This window comes from Nocardioides kongjuensis (genome assembly GCF_013409625.1).
Taxonomy (GTDB): domain Bacteria; phylum Actinomycetota; class Actinomycetes; order Propionibacteriales; family Nocardioidaceae; genus Nocardioides; species Nocardioides kongjuensis.
Window position 1 is genome coordinate 4,422,831 of record NZ_JACCBF010000001.1, and the last position, 25,459, is coordinate 4,448,289.

Genomic DNA, 25,459 nt, shown 5'->3' on the forward strand with positions numbered 1-25,459 from the left:
TGCGGTCGCCGCATCGGCTGACGGTCGGTCACGTATGCCGGACCGGTCCGCGAGCCAGCGATTTGGCGCCATACCAACAGGTCGACGGTGGCCCTCGACCATTCAGCCAGCGCCTCGGGCCGACGTGACGAAGAGTGTCAGACCGACTTTCTCTTCAGCTACTTCACCCGACCGGGGCGACGGAACTCCCAGGATCCGCGCGACCAAGTCTGCGATTCGAGCGCCGTCACGTCGTCCGTTTCCGCTCGCGCCGAGGCGAACCACAGGAAGGTTCCAACCTTCGACAGTGAGGACGAGTTGAACCGCGCATCATCGATCGTCAGTTCGTAGTCGATGCACGACGTGCTCTCCCAGTCGGAGCCGTATGTCTCGACGATGCCACTATCGGGGTACTTGGCCGCGAACTGTGCAGGATCAGCCTCCCACAAGAGGCCGCCTACCGTCCCCGCCTCGCTGACCCCGAGAAGCTGGCATTCAAAGCCCACCTGGGCCGCATTGAAGATCGGGTCGCACATTTCCCGAACTTGGTCGGCCCACTCGACGTCGTACGCGGTCATGCGGCAAACGATAGGCCGGATCGATGGGAAACGAACTGACGAACTGTTCCGGTCGATCCTCGGCTTATGGCCGCGGTTGGGCGTGCAGGATTGGTTGGTTGGGGGCTCTCCGTTTGGAGCCGCTGCCTCGTACATGCGAGTCGAAGAAGGTGAGCTCCAGTGCCGCTCAACGACCTCCTTGCGGTCGATACCCGGGAAGGTCCTACTGCAGACTCTTGATCAGCTCGATCGCCCTGGGGAGCACGGCCAGCAAGCCGGTCGACACGCCGGCAACGAAGACGACAGAATCCCGCACGAGCCTCAGACGTGGATGCATTCGCCTAGCATCGGCATCGGTCGGCGCAGCGCCCGGAATCACGCCACCGACCAGCACCTTGAGGAGGTGTGCCAGCGCGTCCTGAACTTCGATCGCCGTCGCACGCGGTTTGCACAACGCGGCAACGAGAGACGACCGTGAGGCCTCTGTAGTCACGCTGAAAGGGTGATCACGCCCCAGCCGGCGCAACGCCAGGTCCGCAATCCATGCCACGTCAGCCTGGGATCGGAGGACGACGGCGCCAGTGCTCTTGACGAACGTTAGCGGTGAGTTGAGGAGCGATTCCGCGATCGCAGATTCATGCTCATCGGTATCAGGACCGGCCGACGGCGGGTCGTCGTACTCGCTAGCGCGAAAGCCCAATTCGGCGACCGGATCCCACATCGGGAAGACGACAGGTGCCAGAGCAAGGAACAGCCCGTACATCGTCATGCTCGCAACAAGAATGCCGATGCTGCCAAGACCGCCACTGCCGCGGGCCTCCCACGACAAACCGACGACGAGGACTGACAATGTCCCGGCAGCAACACCCAGCGCCGAGGATGACCGTCGCGACCGGTACCGTCCCACGCGCCAAGCGAGCACCTGCACATTCGCACGCTCAACATGATCCGTAGCGATGCCGATCCGACCGCAGCGCTCTACCCAGAAGGTCATTCTCGATCGAATCCTGCGATGGGCTGCTGCAATCAGGATCCCCGCGCCCGCGATCGACAGCCAGTATGTGAGTGACGCGACCCAATCTGGCGGCGGCGAAGAAGTCGACCTGGCAGTTGACGCTATGGCGACGACCAGGAGAACAAGCACAAGCAGGATCGCAATTCCGGTGAAGATGAACGCCGTCACCCACAACGCGAGCGCGGTTGTTTTTGCCCAGAGCCTTGGGCCGCGCGCATCGGCGCTTCCTTTCCGCGTGGCGGCGCATCTGTAGGCAGCGGCAGTCCACAGCGCCGTGTCCAAGGCCAGAGCGGCCGTGAGGCCGACGGGCGGAAGCAGGAGCACCCACAGGTGGTCACTCATCGGGCACCCCCGGCGCCAACGGGCTGATCGGCCTAGTCGCTGGCGGGGGCACTTCCTCAAGCTGTCCTGAGTGGTCCCGGCGCCAACGGGCTCCGCGAGCGTCGGTGAAGCTGAGAGTCGTGACCAGGTGCTTCTCGCTCCGTGCGTACGGTCGAAACTGCTGCAGGCTGTGGATCGGGTCTGGGAGCGACCAGATGTATCGCTCGTCTTCCATCACCATGTACTGGCCAGGTGGGAGGACATACCACGCCTTGCCCCGGCCTGGTGCCGTCGACGCAATGCCGTACATGGTGAACTCGACCTGTGTGTCGTAGATCGGGGCCGAGCTGAGATTCGACACGATGAGGCGTTGGCCGCCGCTGGACTCAGCAATATCCCACGCGATCCAGGCGTGAACGCCGGCAGCCAGAGACTGTCGATCGCGGCTGGTTTCGCGACGGTAGGCCCGGTGTGCCAGCGCTCCGGCGAACACGGCCGCCAACGTCGCCAAACCTGTGCATATCCCGCTGACCCACTCGGCCGCCGATCCAACTTCCATTCTCGTTCCACCTTTCTGAGTTCGATCGGCCGGCCGGCTGTGGCTTCAAGCCGTGCAGCGCGATGGCCTGCGCTCAACTCAGGGACGCGACTGCGGCTGCGTTGATTTCGGCAGTTCTGGCTCATGTTCATGCAATGCGCAAGATTGCAATCTGAACCCGATGGAAGCGGTCTGGCGCTTCGGGCGTGGCACGACTTCCGGCGGCCGATCTGAAGGGTCATGCCCGAGGACGACAGGCCGAGCCCGACACGGCCGCGGGGCGAATTGGGACGGGCGCAGACGCGGGCTGATCTGGTGGTTCGAGGAGATCCTGGCTGACGGTTCGCGTGCGAGAAGTTCGACAAGCTCCGAGACAGCCTTCGCCGCGGCTCTGCCGGCAGGGATTGGCCTCAGCAGGCCAGCGTCAGCTGGCGATCGCTGTCGGTCACGACCACGCGGCTGTCGTCTGCCACGCCTTCGCTCGCGAGTGCCGCGCGAACCGAGGTCGCCGCTTCCGGTTGAAGCTCGCTCAGTGCGACGATGCGCAGCCATCCGGTGCCGCTCACCTCGATGTGGCCAATCTGTGCTGATACCACCGGATCGAGGGCCTTGGGGTCGCGCAGCACGTCGGCCATGCGGTTCGCAATGTCGCGGTACGGAGACGCTTCCCAAGACGAGGCGTTCGCGGCTGCATGCTGGGGTCCGGCGTCCGGACTGCCGACGACCGTTCCACTGAGCACGACCGCGGCACCGACAGCGAGCACGTACAGCACCCCAACGCGCGGAGTGGTTGACACGAGACGCTGCCCGGCGGCGATGATCGGTGCGACGACAGGACGGGCAGCCGTGTGCGTGAGCGAAGCTCGAATGTGAGCCGTGGAAGGCCGGAGCCTGTTGAGCACTTCATGGGTCCTTTGGGGAAGTCGGTCGAACGGGCCGCGCATCGTGGCAGCCTGGAGTGGGCAGGTGCGTGTGCGCTGCCTTCCCTCCGCGGGGGAGGGTGGCGCCGGCGCCAAGGCACCCGGTGGTAGACGGGGGCGAGACCGCAGTCCTTACGGTGCTGGGCCAACCGGATGGCTGTAAGGGATCGAGAGCCTTCGCCGTCTAATCAGCGATCGGGCTTGGTACCTGTTGCTCGCCTAATGGCGACGCCGCCTTGAGCAGTCGCGATAGGTGGGTGGGCGACCCTGCGGAACGAAAGGACGTAACACCGTGATCCTGGCTGCCACACTCCTCGCCGGCGCACTTGGCGTCGGTCTGCTGCTGGACCTGCGAGCGAACCGCCGGCGCCACAGGCCGAAGCACCGCATGTAGCACGGGCCGGTCCTCACGGTCGGCGCGGGGGCCGTCGTGGCTGGCTTGACGTCGACGGTGCGGCGGTGGCGCGAGGAGTCCGTGCGGGCAGTGGTCGTGACTGAGTTGCTGAGAGACTTTGGGGACGGAGCCAGACGGTGAGTGCACTGAAGCCGACGTGGGCGTATGTGTTTGTAGTCGCCATGGTTGCTCTGGGTGGCGTTTGTTTCGCACGTTGGTCAGCTGATAGGGAGCTGGCCGTCGTCGACGGAGAGAGCGCAGCCACTGCGGATCGCATGATCGTTGCGCTCCCTGACGTCGCTGTGACGGATGCAAGAACCCCGGTCACCGTGAACGTGGTCGCGAACGACACGCTCGCTCCAGGGGTCGAAGTCAAGTTTCCTGCTGTCGAACTGCCTCAGAGCGCGGGCAAGCGGTCAGCGATCCTTGTCGGCTGTGACAGGAGTGCTGGGGTTTGGACAATCAACGAGGACATGTCCATGACCTTCACGCCGGTCGCTGGCTTTCACGGCCACGCAACGTGTCGCTATGACCTGTCTCTGCCGCGTGACAGCAGGTACCGGCATCTGATCAAGGACGGGCCACATGAATATGGTGAGCTTATCGTTGCCGGTGAAGGAAACGAGATCGAAGTGCCGGCCGGCGAAGAATTTCCGGAGTCGATCAACACCGAACTTGTCGCCAGTTCGGCCACGATTGAAATCGAGGTCCGCAACGGTCTCGTTGTGAACGGCGACCGAGCGCGTACGTCCCCCGGAATCCCCGTCATGATCAGCGTGCTGGAAAATGACATTGATGTCGACCGCGATGCGCAACTGGAACTGGGGCAATCCTCGGCGGGCCAGGGAACCTGGGTGATCGCGTCGGATGAAGTCGTCATCTTCACGCCAAACCCGGCGTTCCATGGTTCCGCCGCGGCGACCTACACTGTCACTCAGCACGATGGAACGTCGCATTCGGCGACGATCACTGTCCTCGTCAAGTAGGCGCGACGACAAGGTGCGACAGCCCTGAAGCGGCATTGAGAACTCTCAAAACGCCACCTAGCTGACACCGACGGTGATGCAGAAAGGGTCTCCTCAGCCGGAGTTCGCGCCAAGCCGGCCGGCAGGCTCAACCCTTCCGCAAAGGCGGGTCATCGACGATCAGCAACGCCGTCACTTGGTAAGCGCTATCGTTGGATCGGGACGGTTACTTGGCAGCGATCGATGTCTCACCTACGCCAACAAACTTCGCCGAGCGGGCACCGACTTCTGTCTGAAGAGGCGAATGGGTATCAGTCCCCCAGACGCGAGATCGTCCAGAAGTCGAGAAGTACCTGCACTGGGTGCAGGCGCGTCTGCTCTCTGAGCCGCGCTGGCCTAACACGCGCGGTGGTTCGGCAGGAGGCGATTTCGACGATGCCTGACGAAGATGACCAGTACTGGTGGCAAGATCCCGACGAGCTCCGTGAGGTGAACGTCATCCGCCTGATGGCCGACGAGGATGTTGATTTTCCGCTGTGGTCGGGCGGGCTGCTATTCAGCGACGCAAGAGCGTGGGATCATCGACAAACCTCTACAGAATCGACGACGGTGACGGTGCCGGCGGGGCCCAACGGGGCTCAGACGGCCGACCAGATGGCGGAGAGCAACCGATGACGACGACTCCCGGCGTGCCCGGCAATGAGCTGGACCAGCTGGCAGAAGAGATGGTCGCCCGTGGCCTTGTCGAACAGGCGGACTTCGTCGTGGACGGCCGCAAGCCAGACGAGATGCGATCGAGCGAGTACATCGGGATCCGTGGGCTGGCCGGCAGCGGCTACCAGGTCTGGTATCCCGACAATGCCATCATCAGGGTCTTCATCGAGACCGACGACTTCGAGGCGGCGCGGGCCGTCTTTGTCGACGAGGCCGTACGCCTAGCGAAAGGGCGCGGCACCACGGTCAAGAAGGCGGCGCGGTGATCGCCGACGATGGACGCGCTTGAAGGAGCGGCGGTGCATCCGTTGATCCGGGCATTCGTAGCCTCAATCAAGGCGGAGTTAATGTCGCAGACCGCGACACCGACGGTCTTCCCTGGGGCGGGGAGCGTCTGAGTGATTCAACTGATGCACGCGGATGCGTTCAATGGCGTGGGTAGCGACCAGGATGTGCAGGTGGTTGCGCAGGTCATCGCCCTGCAGGTTGGCGCCCCGCCGACAGTTCAACTGATGCAGTCACTCACCGTGAGGCCTTCTTCCGCAGGCTGATGGTGCTGGGCTGTGGCTGACGATCGCGGTCGTGACTCGTGCTCTGACTGGCGTCGTGCTTTTGCCAGGACATGCACCGTCCGCGGCAAGTGGCTGAGCGGCCGAGATAGCTTGGCGATCGACAACCTCACCCGAAGGGGGTTGGGAGTTTGTGCGCGGTCCTGTGTAGTGGGGGCACGGCAGTTCCGTTGACGCCCCCCTACCGGGGAGGGTGCAGTCCCCAGCCATGAGCAGCCTCACGGCCCGGGCTCGGTTCGGCGCCGACCCCTCGGGTGGAGGGACGTCACCCTTTCAGCGACATTGGTCAACTCTGAGACAAGGGCTGCACCCCACCAGCCGTTGTAGGTGTCGCCGGCGAGGCCCTCTCGCTCGGCGAGCCCACGGTCGAACGTATAGAAACCACACTCCTCACCGGAGACCGCGTTGATTGCGACCGTGCCATTGCGCCATGTGGCAGCTGTCTTGACGGAGAGGAGGTCATCGAGGTCGTCCACTTCGTAACGCACCATGCCGCGCGGGCTCGCTAGCTTGACGTAGTTGCGCCCATGCAGCTCAACCAGTATCTCCTCGCCGGCGATCACGGCATACCTGCCGGGTGTACGGATGGTGCGCGTCCAGCCGGCCGAGTCCTCACCGCACATGCAGGTCAGGATACGGGCTGGCGGTCTTGCCGGCTGCTGATCGAGGCGCTCGCTTGTGATCGTCCTGCATGACTAGTGCAGTGCAGCAAGCCGACATGAAGACTCGGATCGACACCTTCATCCAGGGCGCGCCGATGACTCCTTTCATGTGCCCGGCGTGACTTTGGCAACGAGCGTTGGCGAGGAGGCTGCTTCGATCAAAGCCGACTTCACGGAAATGCTGCTTGTGGCCAGCCCGGAAGCCTCGGTCGCGACTTTGGCGCACGCGGCGCTGGATATCCTCGGTTACCGATCCCCGGCGGACGATGTCGACGTGACTCAACTTCTTGGCGAGGCTCGCGAAAGGGAGCCATCGGCGGAGGAGTAGCCATGGTCCGTCTTGACGCGAGATTCGGCGTTTCGTATCGGGTCAACCCCCGACGGCAGGAGCCGGCCGTTCGATCAGTTCCTGCTGTCGTCGCCCTTTACGGTCCAAGCTGTTGAAGTTCGCGAGAGGTGGGTGGGGTGGCCCGCCTCAAGCTTCCGGGCAGAACCCGGGCTCCGTCAACCGCTGGGCTGCGCACGTGCCGCTCGGGGACGAACATCCAGAACCGCACCCGGGTCTCGCCCATAGCAACACTGGGTGACCCTCAGCAGTGCCGGCCTCCAACACGGCAAGCGCCGCACCAGGGCCGCCGCGCAGAACGTCCGAATCTCAAGCCCGATCTTGCGACTGTCCTCGAAGCCCTAATGGGGGGCAGGAATCCGATGTGAGAAGTGATGTTCCCGTCAGCGGACGACGAGTGCTCTCGTGACTGGCTCGTCGCGGGTCGACGATAGGTCGCGTTCAAGACCGGCCGCGTTGGAGATGAAGCGGCCGGGGTCGTAGATTACTGCGAGGATGGCGCGGCAGTCGGGGTGCTTTCGGTAGCGGACCCAGTCGATCGACAGTTCCTCGCCAACCTCACGGTCGCGCAGTCTTGGACGCGTCATCTTAGTCTCGATGACCACCCCCGCCTCTCGTAGGAGGAAGTCGATCCGCGAGCGACCGCCCGCGTACTCCGGCACATAGTCCTCGGGGCGGACATCGTCGTAGTGCAGTCGCAGGATGGCTTCCACAATGACCTGCAGATCTCGTTCATTTTCGATGCTCGGCGCCCTGACGTTCTCGTTCTGCTGCGTCGACAGAACTGCAAGGTAGTCCGGGAATCGTTTGAATAGGTCAGTCAACTCGTCGAGTAGACCTACGATGCCTGCCTCTGCGTCCATCGCCATGGTCAGTGCGGCGCGCTGGCGATCGAAGTTCTCTTTGAATGTCGTCTGGAATGGGTTCGTGTACTTGGGGAACGGCTGGGCGGTGCCCTTCGCCTCGTCCCAGAGCGGACTGATGGCAAGCGGGGTCGAGAGGAAGGCGCGAATCCGATTCGTCCAGACTCCGCCCTCGTACATGTCCTTGAACTCGTCGACGTGCTCATCCGGAACGAACCGGCGCGCGCGTGCGAACCATTTCTCGTAGGACCGGGCGCCGTCCAGCAGCTCCGGCCTAGTCGGCTCTTCGCCGTTCTGCCACTGTTGGAGGCGCTCTTCAAGGACGTCGGCTTCGTTGAGGATCGCTTCGATCTGTTCGCGTACGCGGGGCACGAGTGGTACTTCACCGGAAGTCGCCTTGCCGCGCAATCTGGGTCCGCGGCGACCTAGTGGCGCGGGGCGCCCATCATCCACCATCCACATGTGGTGATGGCCGGATGTGGGTGCGTTTCTCGACTCCGAAACATCGCCCGAAGACCCCGCCCGCGCCGTCACGGGGCGGCGGTGACAGAGTGGCGGCGAGCCCCCGGTCCTCTGCCGCACACCTGTTCGCCATGGATATGTGCCGACCTTCGGCACAGTTCGTCCAGCAGTCGGGGGGCCTGCTGTCCAAGGGTGACGGTCGGGGTTGGACCGCCTGAGTGGCGGCGGGCTTCATGATCAGCTTGTATTCGACCGGGGGCAGCCGTGTGAGAGCGACCTGTCTGGGTCGGCGGTGGTAGGCCCGCTCGATCCAGGTCACGATCGCGATCCGCAGCTCCTCGCGGGTGCTCCAGGCTCGCCGGTCGAGGACGTTCTTTTGCAAGAGCGAGAAGAACGACTCCATCGCGGCGTTGTCGCCGGCCGCGCCGACCCGGCCCATGGATCCGACCATGTCGTAGCGGTTGGGCTGGTGGACCAGCTTCCTGGACCTAAATTGCGACCCTCGATCGGTGTGCAGGACGCAGCCGGCCACGTCCACGCCTTTGGCGTTGCGACGCGCGACGGCGTTGTCGAGTGCAGCGACCGCGATCCGTGACTTCATCCGTGAGTCGATCGAGTAGCCAACGATCCGGTTGGAGTAGACGTCCTTGATCGCGTAGAGGTAGAGCTTGCCTTCGCGGGTCCAGTGCGCAGTGATGTCGGCGAGCCACAGCTCGTTCGGAGCATCGGCGGTGAAGTTCCGCATTACCAGGTCGTCATGGACCGGTGGGCCTGGCTTCTTGCCGTTGCGGCCGCGCTTCTTCCCGAACACCGACCACCAGCCGAGTTCGGAGCAGATCCGCCAGGCCGTGCGGTCGGCCATCGGTGACAGGGGCGGCGAGCCAGCGGTAGTAGGGCTGGCGGGCGATCTTGAGGACCCGGCACGTCACCGCGACGGGGATCCCGTCCGCGGCCAGCTCGCGGACGAGCGGGTACATCATTTTCCCGGCAGGTGTGCCTGGGACAGGTAGGCCGCCGCCCTGCGCAGGACCTCGACTTCTTGCTCGAGGAGCTTGATCCGCTTGTTCGCCTCACGCAGCGCTTCGGACTCGTTCGCGGCCTGGCCAGCGGGCGAGGGGTTGGCTGAGTTGCGGTCGTCGATGGTGATCCAGCGCTTGAGGCATGACGGCGAGATACCGAAGTCCTTCGCGACCTGGGCCAGGGAGGCATCGGAGTCGCGGTAGACCCGGATCACGTCCTCGCGGAACTCCTTGGGAAACGCCTTCGGCCTGGTGCACATCCTTCCAGCGACGACACACATCGACGCAGATCAGATGTCACCTATCCGTGCAGCAGACCCATCTGAGGCCAGCGCCGCTCAGAAGGCCTGAGCATTCGCGGCCTGAGTTCGAAGTTGGCGGGCCCAGTCCCAAGCGGGTGAGTCGGTTCGGGCGAGGAACAGGCTGCGGTTGTCTGTCTTCGGTAGCGGCGTCAACAAGCCGCATTCGATGAGGCTTCGGGTTGGGGCCTGAACGTTGGATACGGACAGACCGAGGGCTCGAGCGACCTCGGTCTGGGTCACGAGACCCTCGGATTCGGCGACGTACAGCATCACCTCAAGCCGATAGGTCTGATTGAACGCTGCACGCGAGAGCCGGCGAAGCTCCTCAAGATTCACGTCCACGAGTGTTATCTTACGGGACATACGTTACGGGAATCTCGTAACATAGTCCGGGAATGGGAGCGGGGACGGATGCGACGCAAGACCGGCATCGAATGGACCGAAGTGACGTGGAACCCCACGACTGGCTGCGATCGCATCAGCGCTGGTTGCGACAACTGCTATGCCCTCGCGATGGCCAAGCGTCTCAAGGCGATGGGATCCGAGCGCTACCAAGCCGACGGTGACCCACGGACCTCGGGACCGGGATTCGCGTTGAGCATCCATCCAGATGCTTTGGCTCAGCCCTACCGGTGGGGCGGCAGGCGGGTGGTGTTCGTGAACTCGATGTCGGACCTATTCCACGCTCGAGTCCCGCTCACCTTCATTCGCGACGTGTTCGCGGTCATCGCCGAGACTCCCCAGCACACATACCAGGTTCTGACGAAGCGGTCGGCACGGCTGCCGAAGCTCGCAGACAAGCTCGACTGGCCGGACAATCTATGGATGGGAGTGAGCGTCGAGAACGCCGATCACCTCCATCGCGTTGACCATCTGCGAGAGGTCCCGGCGGCGGTGCGCTTCTTGTCGTGCGAGCCCCTTCTTGGCCCGCTGAAGGGGCTCGATCTGGCAGGGATCGGATGGGTGATCACCGGCGGTGAGTCGGGTCCGAAGGCACGCTCGCTTGATCCGGACTGGGTGCGCGACATTCGCGACGAGTGCGTCGACAGCAACGTGCCGTTCTTCCACAAGCAATGGGGCGGTCGCACTCCCAAGGCGCACGGCCGCGACCTCGACGGGGCAATCTGGTCTGAGATGCCGGCAATGCCACGCGGCGTGACCGCGTGACGGCCAACTTATGACGGCAACGGTTGGGCTCTGACAATCGATTGGGGTGGAATCACTGCTTGATGATGTAGTGCTTCCACAGTTCCTTCGGGCTGGACGCCCGCTTGCGCACTTTCTGCGCTTTGATCAAGCCGTTCCATGCCGCTCTTAGCTCCTTCTCGCCAGCCAAGGACATGCAGTCGCCGAGCAGTTCCACGATGTTGGCTCCTGCTTGGATTCCCTGGCCTGACGGCAGCGGCGCGAGCATGCGAAGGATGTTGGCCTCAATGTGGGCTACGGATGCGTCAAAGAGTGCCTTCTCCCGTGCGTTCGCCTCGACCTCGTTGACCTCCTCGGCGAGGTCAAGCCCAAAGAGGGTCGGCTCAGCGGCCTCCGTTGCACGAAGTTCTTCGAGATCCTTTTGGCGGAACGCTTCGCGCCACTTGAGTTGGCCGATGGCGGCGGCGTCGGCGAACTTGTAGCCCGCCCCGGGGTGCCGGTAGAACAGGGTGAAGTAGAAGAGCAGCGCCCCGGTCCTTGACCGGCGGATCGGTACCACCAGGGACGATGCTCCAGTCTCCGCCCGGATTGCCTCGCGGTACTCGTCGACGACCACTGTCGCGGCCACGCCCGCGTCACCGTACCGGTCGCGCGCCTCAAGGAAGCTCCGGCGCCACCAAAGTCCACCAAAGAAGGTATCTGACTTCTCCACTCCATTGGGTGAGAGGCCCGGTCGTACTTCGGGGTCGCCGGCCGCGTCCCACTGCAGGTACCCGCCATGGCGAGAAATGGCTTCGACGTTGATGTTGACAAGTACCTCAGACGACTTGTGGGTCGGCTTGAGGAGGAGACCAGTCATGATCGCTTTCGAGACAGCGGAGACCCCGAATGGGTCGATGAAGGTCAGGACGGGATTCCCCGCGACTCTCGACCATGCCTCAGTGAGGCGATCCTCGACTGACCCGTGGAGCACCTCGACGTGCAGACCCGCCTTCTGGAACGGCTGCACATTCTTGCGAAGTGCGGCTACGAAGGTGCTATCGGCCTCAATGAAGACGCACCGGACATCACGAGAAGGGCTGAACCCTCGCTGCTTCCTCGCAAGGCGCAGGGCAACGATCGGAGACCCGTCAATCTGTGTTCCAGACTCATCGGCGTCGTACATGCCCGGGCCGGCATAACCGTCGATCAGCCACATCGGCCCGCGATGCCACCGCCCGACCATTGAGAAGTATGGATAGGCATACGCCATCAGCACTGCATGCTTCAGCACTGCAGCCGGCTTTTGCCCTGTGAAGAACTTGTCGTTGTTGACCATCTGGCCCTCCGCAACGAGTCACGCCGCCATTCCGGTTTCGGGATCCTTACATGGCCTCAGTGTTGAAAGCGGAAAGTTGGCTCGTGCCGGCGAGTTGAGGCGGCTTCAGCACCTGCGAATGTCCTGAAAAATGCCTCGAGAAGTCGCGACAGATTGCTGCCACGTGGTGCGTCTCACGCGTACAGGACCCATAGAGCGGGCTGAGTTGCGGCCCGCTGTCTGGCGGCGAGCCGTACCGGCCCCAGCCATCAGTTTTCCCGACGAAGAAGGATTGGAACCAACGCGAACAAGCCCACAATGACGACGCCGATCAGGGCTAGCAGCGGTGCGGCCTTCGCAACGATCATCAGTACGGGGCCAAAGACCCAAACGGCTGCGGTCAGCGGCATATGAGACGCTGTCTCGTTCCTGTGCCGGTCGTGCGGCGCCTGCTTACTGAACTTCACCTTTCACCTCGCAATTCGAGCTTCGCCAACTTGGGTCGACGACACGGGAAAGTCCGAGAACTCGCCAATGTGTGACAGGCCGGTTCGCTACGTCCCGTGATGACCGGTGAAGGTGCGCTGCGGGCCCCCGGTGTGACACTGCGCATGCCGTGGGATTTGAACGCGACGTCGATGGGGTTGATGCCTCGCCCTCCTCGGAAAACGGCTGGTCAGACGCGTTTCGCGATCAACCCCGAAGGCCAGAGCCGGTTGAGCGCTTGTTGGGTCCTTTCCGAACGTCGATCGAACGGGTCGCGCATTACATCGGCTTGGAGCGGGCGGGTGCCTTGTGCGCTGCCTTCCCTCCGCGGGGAAGGGGGCGCCGGCGCCAAGGCACCCGGTGGGAGACGAGGGCGAGACCGCAGTTTCTTACGGTGCTGGGCCAACTGGATGGCTGCAAAAGGGATTGAGGGGCTTCGCCGTCTGAACAACGAGCGGGCTTTCCTTAGAACCCGTCGGAGCCGTTTGACGCGCCGCAGGGCGGGTGCGCGGCGGTGTGGGCACCTAGCTGATGGCGACACTACCTTGAGCAGTCGCGATAGGTGCGTGGGCGAACCTGCGGAACGAACGGACGTAACACGTGATCCTGGCTGCCACACTCCTCGCGGCGCGCTCGGCTTCGGTCTGCTGCTGGACCTGCAAGCGAACCGCCGCGCCACAGACCAAAGCACCGCATGGAGCACGGGAAGGTCCTCATGATCGGCGCGATGTGCCGTGGTGGCTGGCTTGAGTCGACGGTGCGGGCGGTGGCGAGGCGACCTTCCGAAGGCCGCCGACCGGCGAGGCGGCATCCGACCAAGCCTGCCTGCACAAACCGCTGAGTGGGGTCTGCCGCAGCGGTCCTTCGTGGCACGCGGCCATTGGGTCCGCCTGCGACCGATAGGGTCCCCCCCGAACCGAGGCACCCGGGCCTGTCAGTTCGGCCCGTACCTAGCGGGATCGAAGTCGTACCGGCCGCCATAGCCAGCCGTCGTGCGGATGGTGTCGTCTTCGTTGATGGCCCACGGCCCACGGCCCACGGCCCATCTTTGCCGTGCTGGATGCAGAACGCCCTCTGGCGACGGCGTCGCCCGGCAACCCTCTCGCCGGGTCCACTGTGGAGGACCTGGGCGATCTGGTGCATGCTCGCGGCGCGCCGGATCGTAATAGCGCACGTCGTCCGGCTTGCTGAAGGCATGGTCCGCGGCTTACGTGGCGGGTACGACGTCTCCGCAGCAGCAGGCGTTGCTGGAATCGCGTGAAGGCGAACCGACGTTCATCACGGCCTCTCGGGTAGTCGTCCACCATTAACTGCCACGAGCGCGGTGATGAGTGTCGGCCCGGGTTCCGCGATCGAGTGGCGCGTATGGTCTTCGAGCCGACCGCTTCGACCATCACGTTCCTGCTGCTCAACGAGAACGAGACTCTGGGCGCGCTGCTGCAGCCGCCACGCGACGCAGTGGACGTCATCCTCACCAACCCGCCTTACGTCACCCAGGGGTCGTCGATCTACCGGCGCGAGATCGAGCAGATCAGCGGAGCGCGCAACGGGGTCTCGCTCGACGAGTACTACGACACGGGCGGGCTTGGCGTGGAGGCACTGTTCCTCCGTTACATTGCCGGCGCCCTGAAGCCGGGGCGCCGCGCGTTCATCATCGTTCCTCTCGGCCTTCTCAACCGGACAGCCAGCCGGATGAAGTCCAACCTCCTGAGCGAATGCAACATCTTGGCAAGCATCGCGTTGCCGAGAAACGCGTTCTTCAACACAGCGCAACCGACCTACATCCTGGCGCTGGAGAAGCGTCGTGTGCCGAACCAGTCTCGCCCGCCAGTGTTCTGCGGGATCGCTCGCAGCATTGGAGAGACGCTCGACTACGAGCGCGTTCCCACCCCGGACGACAACGACCTGATGGATCTGGCCAACCTGTTCATCCGGTACGTCGAGGATGGGATGGGCGAGGTCATTTCGGGGCCGACTGCCTACGCGGATACCCAGATCGCGAAGCTCGTTCCAGCTGACATGTTCGGCAAGGATGATCGATGGGACGTCACGCGTCACTGGACCGACGAGGAGCAGGTGGCGCTCGGACAACGGGCCGAAGCAGTTGAACGCGGCGCATTCGTAGACCAGGTATCCCAGACCTTCCGAGAATTGCTCACCGATCTCGACAGTGCGCGTGCCGAACTCGACGCGCTCGAGGATGGTCCGATGGGCACCTTTGCCCTCTCTGACAGCAGCCGCTTCACGGTCCGCTCCGGGGTTCGGATCCGAAATGTCGACCTCCGGGATCACCCGGGTGAAGTTCCTGTGTACTCGGTCTTCACTCGTGCGAACGTGATCAAGGGCCGCATTGACGCTGACTGGCTCAGGGAAGCCAAGGGTGTCGAGCCCGAAGAGTTCCCGTCGGTGACCGTGATGGCGACTGGGGCATCTGCCGTTGGTTTGGTTCACCTGCGTGAAGCCGGCTCGGTCATGACAGACGATGTCGTGATCGTTCAGCCGTGGCCGACCGAAGAGCCTGGTGTTATCGACGTGGACGGCAGCGACACCGGCGATAATCGCTTGTCGTCACTCGGCGATGACGGGCTCCCCGCCCACGACATCGATCTGGGCTACTTGGCGGTAGCTCTGGCGCGCACGATCGCTCAGGGTGGCTACATGTACGAAGCGAAGCTGTACGTTCGCCGTGTCACGCAGTTGGTGATTGAGGTGCCGGTCCGTGAAGACGGCAGGCCCGACACGGAGCGACAAGTTGCCATCGCCCGCGTCGTGAAGCGCATTGACGAGATTCGCGATCGCATCGATGAAGCCAACAGGTGGATCAGGTCGTCACGCTTGGCGTGACGGACCGCCGCTTCCGAACGCGTGTGGCAGAAGTCTGTTACCAGATCGAGCGGAATGTGTGATCAGGCGCAGTCCTTGCAGATCATGTTCTTGGGATCTGCGAGCTGGCTGCGGTGGTGGACCAGGAAGCAGCTCATGCAGGTGAACTCGTCGTCCTGCTTGGGCTTCACCTCGACCGCGAGCTCCTCGTGGGACAGGTCGGCGCCGGGCAGCTCGAATGACTCGGCCGCCTCGGTCTCGTCCTCGTCGACCTTGCCCGAGTTCTTGTCGTGGCGGCGCGCCTTGAGTGCTTCGATGCTCTCCTCGGACTGTTCGTCCTCGTTCTTGCGCGGTGCGTCGTAGTCAGTCGCCATGACTGGTTGCTCTCTCCCCTCTCGACTGACCGCCGCTCATGTCGGGAGCGTGCGGATGGCAGCAGCAGTGTTGCACCACCGCGCGGGTTGCGCAGTTACCCGTCCCCTCCGGAATGCAGACCGCCCGGGGCAGCCGGCCAGACACGAATCATGGAGGATCAAGTCGGTCAACGGGGTGGGAACTACGAACGCAATCGGAACCGCCAATCCTGCCCGCTCGTGCGTCCCGGCTGGCAAAGGGCGTCCCAACTCGTGCGTCCTAGGACCGGCTCTCGCCACCGCCCGCTGAGTCGCAATGGCACTCCTCATCGAGAGCCAGGACGAGTTCGTCGCCGTGGACTTCGACGAGCAACCTTGGTTCGCATCGTTTCCGCATGTCGGTTCTATGCCGTGAGCGCACGGGCTGGCGGTCCTCTGGCCGCCAACCTCTGCTCCCGCTGACAAGGAACCTTGAGGCCTTGAGGAGAACCCATGCTTGCGGCGACGGGCTGCGCTCAGCCACCAACGTCGCGTTGAGACATCGGAGCAGCGGGTGTTGGCTGGTCGGTCGGGGCGCCAAGGAAGGGCTGGTCTCTCAACGCTGGCGAGGCGGACCCGAGGCGGAGCTGGGACTGATCAGTGAGCCGCCGGGTCGGGTCCGACCGGATGGAGGGAGGGCCGCGAGCAGCCGACGCAGGTGCGGGCCCTCCCGCTGCTCGTCGTAGCGGAAGCCCGAGTACCTGCCGGGACCGTCGTCCTCGACGTCGCTGCACACGATGCTGTCGACGCCGTGCCGGGCGGACTGCGGAGATGAGGTACTCGTTGCGAGGCCGGCAGGGTGCGGACACGACCTGGATGGCCCGGGTCGGCTCCGTTACGAACGCGAGCTGGAACATGCCACTTCCGGCGAATCCACCAACGACGCCGGCCGCGCGGAACATCTGGACTTGCTCGGCAAGCGAGAGTTCCTCGGGGAAGACGACCTCGAAGCCGTGGTCGACGAAGACCTGCTCGACGTCCTCCCGGTTGCGGCACGACCGGTTCGCCAGGCGCCTGGACACGAAGATTCGCCGTGGCCTGCTGAGCGCCTCCGCTTGCGCGGCGAGCCGATCTCCCGCCCGACGCCAGACCTCGGCGACCTGCGGGTGCACGTAGTGGGGGTTGCTGAACATGGGCGTGCCGGCCACGACGATCCAGGCGCACCGGTCCCTCCACCAGGAGCACCCGGTCGCGCGGGATCCCTCCAGCGTCGTACAGTGCCAGCTCGAGGTCGAGCAGCGTCGGGTGGACGTCGCTCGCCATCACGATTGCCTGCGCGTCAGGGTCTGCGGCGAGGGCGTGAGGCCAGGCCCACACTCGCGCCAGCGACTCGGTGATCAGGTGACCGAAGTGTCCGCGATCCTCGTTGTCGAGGTGCAGGTAGGTGCCGTCCAGGACGGGGACGTCGGGCCCGATCGGCTCGACCGGCACGACGAAGTTTGGGGCGACCTCAGGAAGGGCGATGTTGCGCAGCACCTTGCCGCGATGGTGCCGGTAGGTGTCGGGCAGCACGACTCGGCCCCGCAGCGCGACCTGGTGACGGGGCGACGACGACTTCTCGGTACTCGCGCAGGTTCAGGTCGACGGCCTCGATGGGCAGCTCGTGGTGCCGATCTCGGGGTTCGGGGAGTTCCCGGTACTTCGGCGGATCCGGAGCCGCGCCGGGTGGCACGGCGATCACCCTGACGACAGATGAGGACGCGCCGCGGCCAACGTCGCGAGCAACCTCGAGGCAGCCGTTGAAGTCCTCCTCCCGCACCTTGAAACGCCGGCGCAGCCGGCCTCGGATCGGCTCAGTCTCGGGTTCTTGCCAGTGGACGAGTTAGAAGGGACGGCTGACGGCTACTTTCGCCCAATCCCAATAGGTCACGTCGAAGTTGGGAGGCAGCGCCCTCCGCGCGAGAGCGGATCGTCGGAACGGTTCGGCGCGTCTCAAACGAACCCCCCGGTCGCCGGATTGTGCTTGTCGCGCGGTGCCGCCGGGGTCAGTACAAGTCGGCGATCTCACCAAATCCCCGCTTGCGCGTGTGGTCATCATGTGGTCATCACGCGTTGTCCTCACTGTCCTCACTGTGCTCGGGACGAGGCGCGGTCGCCTTCTTGAGTGCCTGCTGTGGTGGATGCCGGAAGGTCGCCGGCCTCGGCTCTCTCGTAGCGACGGACGAATAGGCTGCAGCGTCCGGCCGAACGAGCTCTTCGACGGAGTTCTGCGCCTCGAGCATTGCCAAGCGGTCGCCGAGGCCGTTTTGACCGTATCGGCTCGATGAGTATGACTTCCCGGCGGACGACCTCTACGGACGTCATGTCGGACGTCATCCGCGCGGTGGGCACCTCACGCCTCCGCGGCTCTTGCGTGGCGCCTGCCGCTGCGACCGGGCGACCAGGACACCTCCCGCACCCAACAGAGCGACGGCGAACAGGATGAGCGCCGGAGACAGGGGCGAGCCGGTGTTCGGGAGCGTTGAGGACCCGGCCACCTCACCGCCCTTGGGCACCGGCGCAGCACTCGCCTGGTCGGTCGTGGTGATCGAGCCCGCCGGTGTCGAGGGGGCGAGTGTTGGGGTCGGGGCGGGCGTCGCCGTGGATGTTGGAGTCGGTGTGGGCGTCGGCGTCGCGGTTGGAGTCGCGGCGGAACCTTGTCCAGTACCGCTCGCCGACGAGGTTCGCTCCGTCGCGGTCACCGGCTCTTCAGCTCCGTTGATGGTGACGGTGCCCTGGTTGGTGTAGGCCCCGCGTGACGGGTCTATGACGTGGGCATCGACCCACACCTCGAAGATCTCTCCGACGGCAAGGCCGGTCAGGGTGACGGTCAATTGTTGAGCCGTGCAGGTGATCGTGGCCGGGTTGTTGGTGAACGGCGCGCTGAGAAATCCGCGTGTGCCGCGGACTGTGCCGACTTTCACGGCCACCGTCGCACAATCCAAGGCGAGGCCCGGTCCGGGTGTGTCGGTAACCGTAACGTCGGAGGTGGCGGCGGTCATCGCGGGCGCCGTAATCACCGATCGGACGATGCTCTGCTCGGCGTTGTGCCACCAAGAGTACTTCTTGGTGGCGGCAGGGTCGGGACCGCAGCCGTCGGTACACGGATCGGTGGTCGAGATCGGCGCATGGATCACGCTCGATCCGACATCGAACTGGAGGTCGACCTGCTCGGTGGTCGTCTGCTCAACGTACTGCGTGCTGAATGCGCAGGCGCCATGCAGATTTGTCGGATGATCCGACGCGTAGCCGCTCAGTGTGAAAGTGACCAGGCCGGATGCGTCGGCCAGCGCGGTGGCGACAACAGTGCCATCGGGATCGCGCAGATCGAAGGCCGCCGCACCGAACCAGCGCAACTGCGCCGGAAGCTTGAGCGTGAAGGTGTCACCGGGTTGGGAGTAGTCAGGAACCGCCCAGGTGCAAGTGAAGTCGACCTCGTCCCACTGCTCCACCTGTGAAGCGGTCGTCGTCATGGATGTAATCCCGTCCGGGATGGTAGCGGCAGATGCGGGAGACTGACCGGTGGTGATGGTCAGCATCAACGCCGAGAACATCGCGGTGACCGCTGCCACGAGAATTGCCGCGTGTGTTGTAGATCGAAGACGAGACTGGGGCACTTGAAAACTACTCCTCATTGGGCGAAGCGCCATCCGTCCCCGGACCCTTCACTTGGCGGATGCGAGCGCGGTCCTTCAGCTGCCGACGGTGACCGTGTTGAACGACCACTTCCGGTGACCAACGGGGTCGCGGACCTGGAGGCAGTCGGCGAGCCTTCGTCTGCGGACCAAGCCCGAATTGGGCAAGGTGAGGACGGCCGCGGCCGCAGGCGGGATGTGCGTTTGCTTGTCGCGATCGGCGTCGTCGTGTCGCATCCGCGGTCGGTCAGTCGGATGTCGTCGCGGTCGAATGAGGGCGGACTCGGGAGCGTGACGGCGGTGCTTCGGAGGTCGAGGGTGAACGATCCGCCGGCGAAGGTGGAGCCGCCTGCGATCTTCGTCGTCCGAACCAGAACGTTGGACTTGCACGCTTCTGCCGGTTCACACATGAACGCGACGCGCGGGTTGGTGTCCAATCCGATCGCCTCGAACTGAGAGTCCTCCACTGCAACGACGCGTCTAGACCGCACACCAATACCCGGCCGTTGAGCCGTTCTCTTGTCGATCCGCGACTTGTTGCCCACGCAAAGGGGACGCCACCATTGAGCGGCACTTACGGGCGAGCTGACATAGAACGCCGAACGTGACCGCGGCGAACATATCGACGCATGCAGTCGACCGTCGAGCTCCCGTGTCGCGCCCGACACGGTGTGGAGACAACTCCGCTCGATGAACATGAGCGGCGCCCTCACTGGCAATCCGATCAGCGGAAGATTTCCTTGCGCCGTGGTCAACGCGACCCCGAACTCGAACCGCGTGCCTTGCGGGAGCTCTGTCAGGGCTGGGTCCATGGTCCCACCGAGCACGTTGCTGGACGGCCTCTGATCGCGCGGCCGGCACCAACTCAGTGCCAGTAGCTCGCATGGATTCACGGGCAACGCCTACACATGCGGAAGCGCCTCGGCGATCGGTTGAGGCCGAGTCTCAGCCTCGGACGAGGCCCATAGGATCGGCAAATCAAGGTCAAGCGTCCTCGGGCGGTGGTCCGGCATGCGCTGAGCTGCGACCGGACCTGGACGGCGTCGCCGGCCACTGGCGCCCCGCCCGCGGTGGAGCGGTCGAGTTCGTGGGCGAGGCGGCGCGGGCCGGTCTTCCGCAATCTGGCAAGACGGATGGCGATGCCCGGGAATAAGGAACTGAGGGCCGGTGCGTCTATGTATCGGGAGGGAAGCCCAAGTAGGCCACTTCATTGAGGTTGCGTCGGGCCGCCCAGGAGGGAGAAGGCTCATGTCTCGGAATGCCAGGTTGCTGGTTCGCCCCATCACCGGAGCCACGCTGTTGGGCGCGAAGCGCGCGTTCAGTACCCGGCGTGTACCGCCGTCGTCGATGGCAACGCTGATCACGGGCTCGGTGCGTCCACGCTCTGGCGACATCGTGCTGGCTCGAGTGTCCAGGTTGGGCAATCACCGGCGGCTGGAGACCGTCGAAGGCCGTCGGGCTGCTCTGCACGTGGGCGACCTGATCGTGGTGGCATACGCCGACCGTTACGCACCGGACCAGTTCGAGTCGGAGGTGCCCGACCGTCTTGAACCCACCCAACTGGTGGCTTCGGGTGGAATCGCATCCAAGGTGCTGAGTCGGAGCCGAGCCGTCAGGGCAGCCACCGACATCGTGCCGCTCGGATTGATCGGGGACGAGCGTGGACAGCCCTTGAACGTCCGCGAGTTCGCGCTGCCCCCCGTGACGCCCACGCGACCGCGCCCCGTGACCCTCGCCGTCGTCGGAACATCCATGAACTCAGGGAAGACCACCACGGTGCATCACATTGCCGAGGGGATGGCGAGGCGAGGGGTCCGTGTCGGCACGACCAAGGTGACCGGGACCGGATCCGGCGGGGACTACTGGGTGATGCTCGATGCGGGCGCGTGGCCGATGCTTGACTTCACCGATGTCGGCCTCGCCTCGACGTACCGGCAACCAGTCGGCCTGCTGGAGGAAAAGATGCTGGAGCTGGTCGACCACTTGACAGAGTCGGGGACCCAGTTGAACTTGGTCGAGATCGCAGACGGCTTGTACCAGCAGGAGACCGCACAGCTGATTCGGTCTGAGGCGTTCCAGTCCATAGCCGACGCCGTGATCTTCGCTGCTGGAGACGCCATGGGCGCCGTCCACGGCGCTGAGGTGTTGAAGGCACTCGGGCACAACCTGCTAGGTGTCTCGGGGCGGATCACCACGTCCCCGCTCGCGACTCGAGAGGCAGAGGAAGCCCTCGGCATGCACATCTTGACGCTTGCCGACCTTGCAGACGCGGACTCGATGGGGGCGTGCCTGGGAATCACGGTGCCGGATCTGGCTGACGCCGGAGGCTCGGTCGCTGGTGAGGCTGCCAGTTGGGAGTTGAGCCTGCCCGGCCTGGCCGACGGCATCGTGCACGAACGGGGTGGCATCGGGGAGCACGAGGTCGGCTCCAGGTCATGATGGTGCGCATTCGCCGAATCGATGCAGCCGCGGTCGTCGGCATCGGCCTTGCTCAGGCGGCTGCGCTGGCCGCCACATTGCTGCTTGTCCGGTCCATCGTCGACGCTCTCGCTCCGGCAGGTGTGGGTCAGGCGGCTGCTGACCAGCGACACCACACCTACCTCCTCGTCGCTCTATTGTGCGTGACGGCACTGGTACAGGCGGCATTGCGTGCACTGGAGTTCTCGGTCGCGGAGAAGGCAGGTTACGAAGTCGTCCGCCGGCTCCGGCTCGAGATGTATGAGCATCTTCAGGGCATGACTCCGACGCAGCTGCAGTATCGCGCTAGAGGGGGACTGATGCTCCGGTTCATCGGGGATCTGTCAATGCTCAGGCTCTGGATCAGCCGGGGCATCCTGCGCGGGACGGTGGCCCTCATCGTCGTGACTGCCACGTTGACCGCGATGGCTGTGCTCAACGTGTGGCTGGCGCTGGCAGTGCTCGCCGTGATCAGCGGTGGATCTGCCGCCTCGATCGGGTGGGGCAAGGCGATGCGCGCGGCCACCAGACGGATGCGTCGCAGGCGGTCGCTGGTGACGGGCAACATTGACGAGCAGTTGAACTCCCTGGCGGTGGTCCAGGTGTTCGGCCGCGCCCGAGGAGAGTTCTCGCGCCTCGCACAGCAGACCGAGTTGCTGACTCAGGCTCTGTGTCGCATCGCCGGACTGCGGGGACGGCTGCGTGGCATCTCGTCCGCCACCGCTGCCCTGTCGGTCGCGGCTGTGCTGGGTGTGGGCCTGGTCGAGGTGAGCCGCTATGCGACGACTGTCGGAACGGTGGTTGCTGCTCTGCTCATGACACAACAGCTCAGTGGCCCGGTGCGCAATCTGGGACTCGCCCACGACTACTGGCACCGCGGACAGGTCTCGCAGCAGAAGATTACCGAGTTCATCAACAGTTCGAGCAGCGGGCTCGAGCCAGCAGGAACCCAACCGTTGCGACTTCGGTCGGGTCGCGTTGAGTTCGTCAATGCCGCCGTCGAAGGTCGGCTCCCTGCGATCTCGGCCGTCGCGGCCCCCGGTCGTATCGTCGGCATCTGCGGGGCAGCGGGTAGCGGCAAGTCGTCGTTGCTCGCGCTCGTGGCCAGACAGCTCGAGACCACGAGCGGCGACGTGCTCATCGACGGCCAGGTCCTCGCTTCGACGTCGCCGGCCTCCGCCTTCCGGCAGCTCGGAGTCGTGAGCCCGGACCTGCCCCTGATGCGAGGAACGGTGTGGCGCAACCTGACCTACCGGATGCCGAATGCCTCACGTCACGAGATTCAGAGAGTCTGCTACGCCCTCGGTTTGGACGAACTGGTCTCCACGCTGCCGGGCGGATTCGAGTTCTGGGTCACCGAAGGTGGCCGGAATCTCTCCACAGCGGAGCGTCAGCTCCTCTGCCTGGGGCGGGCCCTCATCAACTCCCCCAAGGTGCTCCTGTTCGATCAACCCACGCTCGGCCTTGACCCCACGCAGGCATCAACTGTCCGCAAGTACCTTGCCGGATATCGCGGGACAGTCCTGCTGGCATCAACTCAGCCGGCCGACCTCGCCATCGCTGACGTCGTCTGGGACCTGGGTTCCGAAGGCAGGATCAGCGTTGTCGAGGGCGATGAGTACCGGCGCAGCCCGAGAACGACGACTACCAACCAGGTACGACCATGGGTCCGCAACGTCACGGCCTGATCGAGTCACCACCACGTGGCCCGACGCCTCGTCGTCCGGCACGCCTCGGCTATCGGGCGTTCATCCCAGCCAACCCTGAGCGGCTGCTCGTGCTCGTCCATGGGCAACGGCGTGACTCTGCACGCCTGTTCAGGGCATTCTTGCCCAGCGCGATCTACACCAACGTCGCCCTGATGGCGCCAACGTTCGGCGATCGGGAGTTCACCGGATACCAACGGCTCGCCGGCCGCCAGGGGCAGTTCGCTGCACACGACGCGCTGGTCGCAGCCGTCGCGTCGTTGAAGGCCGAGACAAGCCTGCAGTGCTCCACCATAGACTTGTTCGGCTACTCCGGTGGCGCACAGTTCGCCCATCGGTTCACCCTGGTCTCACCCCATCTGGTTCAGCGAGCGGCCGTTGCGGCGTCCGGCTGGTACACCTACCTACGGGCCGGTCGCCGCTGGCCCTATGGGCTCGAACACAGCAGTGGTACGTCGACAACAGTCGACCCAGTCGCCTTCCTCACGGTTCCGATCCTGGTCCTTGTGGGCGAGCGCGACGTCCGTCCAGGACCGGCCGTCCGCAGCAACCGACGACTTGACCGCGAACAAGGTATTGGCCGCCTCGAGCGGGCACTCCGTTGGGTCGATCACACCGAATCGGTAGCACGCACCCTGGGCGCCACCTCCAACGTCACTTTCGACCTTCTCAGCTGTGCCGGACATTCGTTCGGCGAAGCAGCTCGCGCCGGGCTCGTGGACAAGGTCATGGCCCACTTCAACATAGGCAACGACGGCGCATTCGGGTCCTGCCGCGAGGAATGGAACAGATGAAACGATCCACCCGAGACCGCATTCTGATCGCGGTGCTGGCAGGCAGCGCTGTGGCGACCGGATGCGCAGTAGGCCTCCACCTGGCCTCAGCAAAGGGACCCGATGTGGCCACCGTCGATGCGCATCCGACGCCACAACAGTCGGGGAGTTTGAGCATCGACTTCCTCGGCGACACGATGCTCGGCGACGGCGCCCAACCGCTGCTGGATCGTCACGGTTATGACTACCCTCTGACGAAGGTGACGGGCCAGCTCGACGCCGACTACACGATCGTCAACCTGGAAACAGCCATCACCACCGCAACCCAACCAGCCATTCCGGGGAAGCAGTACTCCTACGCCAGCTCGGCACTCGGCCTCGACGCCTTGCACCGAGCTGGCGTCGACGCAACCAGCCTTGGCAACAATCACAGCATGGACTACGGGTCAGTGGGTCTCGCTGACACGCTCGCCGCCCTGAACCGATCGGGACTGGCCGGCTTCGGCGCAGGGTCAACGCTCGCCGACGCCGAGCGGCCCCTGCTCATCACCAGCTCATCGGGCGACGTATCGGTTATCTCGCTCACCGAGGACTTCGGCTTCGCGAGCACTGCCACCACCGATCACGCGGGCACTGTGGCCTTCAGCGCACGATCCGTCCAGCGCGGCGTGGACCTGGCGCGGGCTGCCGGCGCCGAGTTCGTGGTCGCCTACGTCCATTGGGGCGACAACTACGCGCCCACCAACAATCAGCAACGCTACTGGGCAAGGATGCTGGTCGACGCCGGTTACGACCTGATCATCGGCACAGGCCCCCATTCCAGCAGCCGAGTCGAGCTCGTCGACGGCGTTCCCGTGGCCTACAGCATAGGGAACTTCGTGTTCGGGGCACCGGGCCGCTTCGACACCTACGGGCTGCTCGGCGTCGGACTCGCGGTCCGCCTGACCGTCGAGAGCCAAGGTGCCAGTCTGCGCCTGAGCTGTCTGCGTACCGACAACGACGTGGTGCGGTACCAGCCCAGGCCCTGCGCTCCGGCGGTGGCTCGGCGAACCATGACTGCCCTGGCGCCTGCCCCGAGTATCGATCCGGGTGGGAGCACCGCGACGATCCGCTTCACTGCCCGCACGCCCTCGTGAAGT

21 protein-coding genes and 1 pseudogene are annotated in these 25,459 nt (G+C 64.6%); 10 read left to right on the forward strand and 12 right to left on the reverse strand.

All coding sequences use genetic code 11. The features are described from left to right. Positions 1-158: 158 nt before the first annotated feature. The 3 genes from BJ958_RS21280 to BJ958_RS21290 form a co-directional block, all read right to left on the reverse strand. Positions 159-557: a hypothetical protein gene (locus tag BJ958_RS21280; protein WP_179728844.1), complete on the reverse strand. Its 399-nt coding sequence runs from the start codon at positions 555-557 to the stop codon at positions 159-161. A 202-nt stretch (positions 558-759) separates the two neighbouring features. Continuing rightward, a complete protein-coding gene (locus tag BJ958_RS21285; RefSeq protein WP_179728845.1) occupies positions 760-1,893 on the reverse strand; it encodes a hypothetical protein in 1,134 nt (377 codons plus the stop codon). Positions 1,894-2,820: 927 nt separating this feature from the next. Continuing rightward, positions 2,821-3,354, reverse strand: coding sequence for a hypothetical protein (locus BJ958_RS21290; RefSeq protein ID WP_179728846.1), 534 nt, complete (start codon positions 3,352-3,354; stop codon positions 2,821-2,823). A gap of 507 nt (positions 3,355-3,861) precedes the next feature. Here BJ958_RS21290 and BJ958_RS21295 point away from each other — a divergent pair. The 3 genes from BJ958_RS21295 (at position 3,862) to BJ958_RS21305 (ending at position 5,669) form a co-directional block, all read left to right on the forward strand. Beyond that, positions 3,862-4,710: an Ig-like domain-containing protein gene (locus BJ958_RS21295; RefSeq protein ID WP_179728847.1), complete on the forward strand. Its 849-nt coding sequence runs from the start codon at positions 3,862-3,864 to the stop codon at positions 4,708-4,710. Positions 4,711-5,124: 414 nt separating this feature from the next. Next, a complete protein-coding gene (locus tag BJ958_RS21300) occupies positions 5,125-5,364 on the forward strand; it encodes a hypothetical protein (protein WP_179728848.1) in 240 nt (79 codons plus the stop codon). Beyond that, positions 5,361-5,669 (forward strand): hypothetical protein, encoded by a 309-nt coding sequence (locus BJ958_RS21305; RefSeq protein WP_179728849.1) that lies wholly within the window; start codon positions 5,361-5,363, stop codon positions 5,667-5,669. The genes BJ958_RS21300 and BJ958_RS21305 overlap by 4 nt, the downstream gene beginning before the upstream one ends. Positions 5,670-6,190: 521 nt before the next feature. Here the strand turns inward: BJ958_RS21305 and BJ958_RS21310 are convergent. Next, positions 6,191-6,595, reverse strand: coding sequence for a hypothetical protein (locus BJ958_RS21310; protein WP_179728850.1), 405 nt, complete (start codon positions 6,593-6,595; stop codon positions 6,191-6,193). A 157-nt stretch (positions 6,596-6,752) separates the two neighbouring features. Here BJ958_RS21310 and BJ958_RS21315 point away from each other — a divergent pair, with 157 nt between their 5' ends. Beyond that, complete coding sequence (locus tag BJ958_RS21315) at positions 6,753-6,962, forward strand: hypothetical protein (RefSeq protein ID WP_179728851.1); 210 nt, start codon at positions 6,753-6,755, stop codon at positions 6,960-6,962. A gap of 401 nt (positions 6,963-7,363) precedes the next feature. Here the strand turns inward: BJ958_RS21315 and BJ958_RS29180 are convergent, their stop codons facing one another. The 3 genes and pseudogenes from BJ958_RS29180 to BJ958_RS21330 all read right to left on the reverse strand — a co-directional run bounded on the left by BJ958_RS29180 (position 7,364) and on the right by BJ958_RS21330 (position 9,968). Next, entirely contained in the window at positions 7,364-8,215 is an 852-nt protein-coding gene (locus tag BJ958_RS29180) for a PD-(D/E)XK nuclease domain-containing protein (RefSeq protein ID WP_179728852.1), read from the reverse strand. Between the two features lie 301 nt (positions 8,216-8,516). After that, positions 8,517-9,584: pseudogene (locus BJ958_RS21325) on the reverse strand (IS3 family transposase); the annotation flags it as partial. A gap of 78 nt (positions 9,585-9,662) precedes the next feature. Next, positions 9,663-9,968, reverse strand: a complete 306-nt coding sequence (locus BJ958_RS21330; protein ID WP_343052764.1) for a MarR family transcriptional regulator — start codon at positions 9,966-9,968, stop codon at positions 9,663-9,665. A 69-nt stretch (positions 9,969-10,037) separates the two neighbouring features. On the opposite strand from BJ958_RS21330, the gene BJ958_RS21335 reads away from it, so the two are divergent. Further along, positions 10,038-10,793: a DUF5131 family protein gene (locus BJ958_RS21335; protein ID WP_179728854.1), complete on the forward strand. Its 756-nt coding sequence runs from the start codon at positions 10,038-10,040 to the stop codon at positions 10,791-10,793. Positions 10,794-10,845: 52 nt separating this feature from the next. On the opposite strand, the gene tcmP is transcribed toward BJ958_RS21335, so the two are convergent. Together tcmP and BJ958_RS21345 are read right to left on the reverse strand one after the other, a co-directional pair. Next, entirely contained in the window at positions 10,846-12,090 is a 1,245-nt protein-coding gene (tcmP, locus tag BJ958_RS21340) for a three-Cys-motif partner protein TcmP (protein WP_179728855.1), read from the reverse strand. A 248-nt stretch (positions 12,091-12,338) separates the two neighbouring features. After that, positions 12,339-12,536 carry a hypothetical protein gene (locus tag BJ958_RS21345; protein ID WP_179728856.1) on the reverse strand — a complete coding sequence of 66 codons (198 nt, stop codon included), beginning with the start codon at positions 12,534-12,536 and terminating at the stop codon, positions 12,339-12,341. A gap of 1,384 nt (positions 12,537-13,920) precedes the next feature. On the opposite strand from BJ958_RS21345, the gene BJ958_RS21350 reads away from it, so the two are divergent. Beyond that, positions 13,921-15,399, forward strand: a complete 1,479-nt coding sequence (locus BJ958_RS21350) for an N-6 DNA methylase (RefSeq protein WP_179728857.1) — start codon at positions 13,921-13,923, stop codon at positions 15,397-15,399. Positions 15,400-15,461: 62 nt separating this feature from the next. On the opposite strand, the gene BJ958_RS21355 is transcribed toward BJ958_RS21350, so the two are convergent. From BJ958_RS21355 to BJ958_RS21365, 3 genes are all read right to left on the reverse strand, one after another. After that, a complete protein-coding gene (locus BJ958_RS21355) occupies positions 15,462-15,752 on the reverse strand; it encodes a DUF4193 domain-containing protein (protein WP_179728858.1) in 291 nt (96 codons plus the stop codon). A 494-nt stretch (positions 15,753-16,246) separates the two neighbouring features. After that, positions 16,247-16,903 (reverse strand): glycosyltransferase family 61 protein, encoded by a 657-nt coding sequence (locus BJ958_RS29335; protein ID WP_179730316.1) that lies wholly within the window; start codon positions 16,901-16,903, stop codon positions 16,247-16,249. 1,179 nt (positions 16,904-18,082) lie between these two features. Beyond that, the gene (locus BJ958_RS21365) at positions 18,083-19,321 is read right to left on the reverse strand and encodes an Ig-like domain-containing protein (protein ID WP_179728859.1); all 1,239 of its coding nucleotides are present in this window, start codon (positions 19,319-19,321) and stop codon (positions 18,083-18,085) included. A 1,533-nt stretch (positions 19,322-20,854) separates the two neighbouring features. Between BJ958_RS21365 and BJ958_RS21370 the strand changes: the two genes are divergently transcribed. Genes BJ958_RS21370 through BJ958_RS21385 form a run of 4 tightly spaced genes read left to right on the forward strand, consistent with a single transcriptional unit; the run spans position 20,855 to position 25,456 of the window. Next, on the forward strand, positions 20,855-21,823 hold the full coding sequence (locus tag BJ958_RS21370; protein WP_179728860.1) for a DUF1611 domain-containing protein: 969 nt from the start codon (positions 20,855-20,857) through the stop codon (positions 21,821-21,823). Continuing rightward, a complete protein-coding gene (locus BJ958_RS21375; protein WP_179728861.1) occupies positions 21,820-23,529 on the forward strand; it encodes an ABC transporter transmembrane domain-containing protein in 1,710 nt (569 codons plus the stop codon). Before BJ958_RS21370 ends, BJ958_RS21375 begins: the two co-directional genes overlap by 4 nt. Continuing rightward, positions 23,505-24,341: an alpha/beta hydrolase gene (locus BJ958_RS21380; protein WP_179728862.1), complete on the forward strand. Its 837-nt coding sequence runs from the start codon at positions 23,505-23,507 to the stop codon at positions 24,339-24,341. Before BJ958_RS21375 ends, BJ958_RS21380 begins: the two co-directional genes overlap by 25 nt. After that, positions 24,338-25,456 carry a CapA family protein gene (locus tag BJ958_RS21385; protein WP_179728863.1) on the forward strand — a complete coding sequence of 373 codons (1,119 nt, stop codon included), beginning with the start codon at positions 24,338-24,340 and terminating at the stop codon, positions 25,454-25,456. The genes BJ958_RS21380 and BJ958_RS21385 overlap by 4 nt, the downstream gene beginning before the upstream one ends. Positions 25,457-25,459: the final 3 nt, after the last annotated feature.

Excerpts from the sequence above, each read along its gene's own strand:
- BJ958_RS21280 (WP_179728844.1), bottom strand. The coding sequence starts at position 557 with ATGACCGCGTACGACGTCGAGTGGGCCGACCAAGTTCGGGAAATGTGC.
- BJ958_RS21285 (WP_179728845.1), bottom strand. The coding sequence starts at position 1,893 with ATGAGTGACCACCTGTGGGTGCTCCTGCTTCCGCCCGTCGGCCTCACG.
- BJ958_RS21290 (WP_179728846.1), bottom strand. The coding sequence starts at position 3,354 with ATGCGCGGCCCGTTCGACCGACTTCCCCAAAGGACCCATGAAGTGCTC.
- BJ958_RS21300 (WP_179728848.1), top strand. The coding sequence starts at position 5,125 with ATGCCTGACGAAGATGACCAGTACTGGTGGCAAGATCCCGACGAGCTC.
- BJ958_RS21305 (WP_179728849.1), top strand. The coding sequence starts at position 5,361 with ATGACGACGACTCCCGGCGTGCCCGGCAATGAGCTGGACCAGCTGGCA.
- BJ958_RS21310 (WP_179728850.1), bottom strand. The coding sequence starts at position 6,595 with ATGTGCGGTGAGGACTCGGCCGGCTGGACGCGCACCATCCGTACACCC.
- BJ958_RS21335 (WP_179728854.1), top strand. The coding sequence starts at position 10,038 with ATGCGACGCAAGACCGGCATCGAATGGACCGAAGTGACGTGGAACCCC.
- tcmP (WP_179728855.1), bottom strand. The coding sequence starts at position 12,090 with ATGGTCAACAACGACAAGTTCTTCACAGGGCAAAAGCCGGCTGCAGTG.
- BJ958_RS21350 (WP_179728857.1), top strand. The coding sequence starts at position 13,921 with ATGGTCTTCGAGCCGACCGCTTCGACCATCACGTTCCTGCTGCTCAAC.
- BJ958_RS21355 (WP_179728858.1), bottom strand. The coding sequence starts at position 15,752 with ATGGCGACTGACTACGACGCACCGCGCAAGAACGAGGACGAACAGTCC.
- BJ958_RS29335 (WP_179730316.1), bottom strand. The coding sequence starts at position 16,903 with ATGTTCAGCAACCCCCACTACGTGCACCCGCAGGTCGCCGAGGTCTGG.
- BJ958_RS21375 (WP_179728861.1), top strand. The coding sequence starts at position 21,820 with ATGATGGTGCGCATTCGCCGAATCGATGCAGCCGCGGTCGTCGGCATC.
- BJ958_RS21380 (WP_179728862.1), top strand. The coding sequence starts at position 23,505 with ATGGGTCCGCAACGTCACGGCCTGATCGAGTCACCACCACGTGGCCCG.
- BJ958_RS21385 (WP_179728863.1), top strand. The coding sequence starts at position 24,338 with ATGAAACGATCCACCCGAGACCGCATTCTGATCGCGGTGCTGGCAGGC.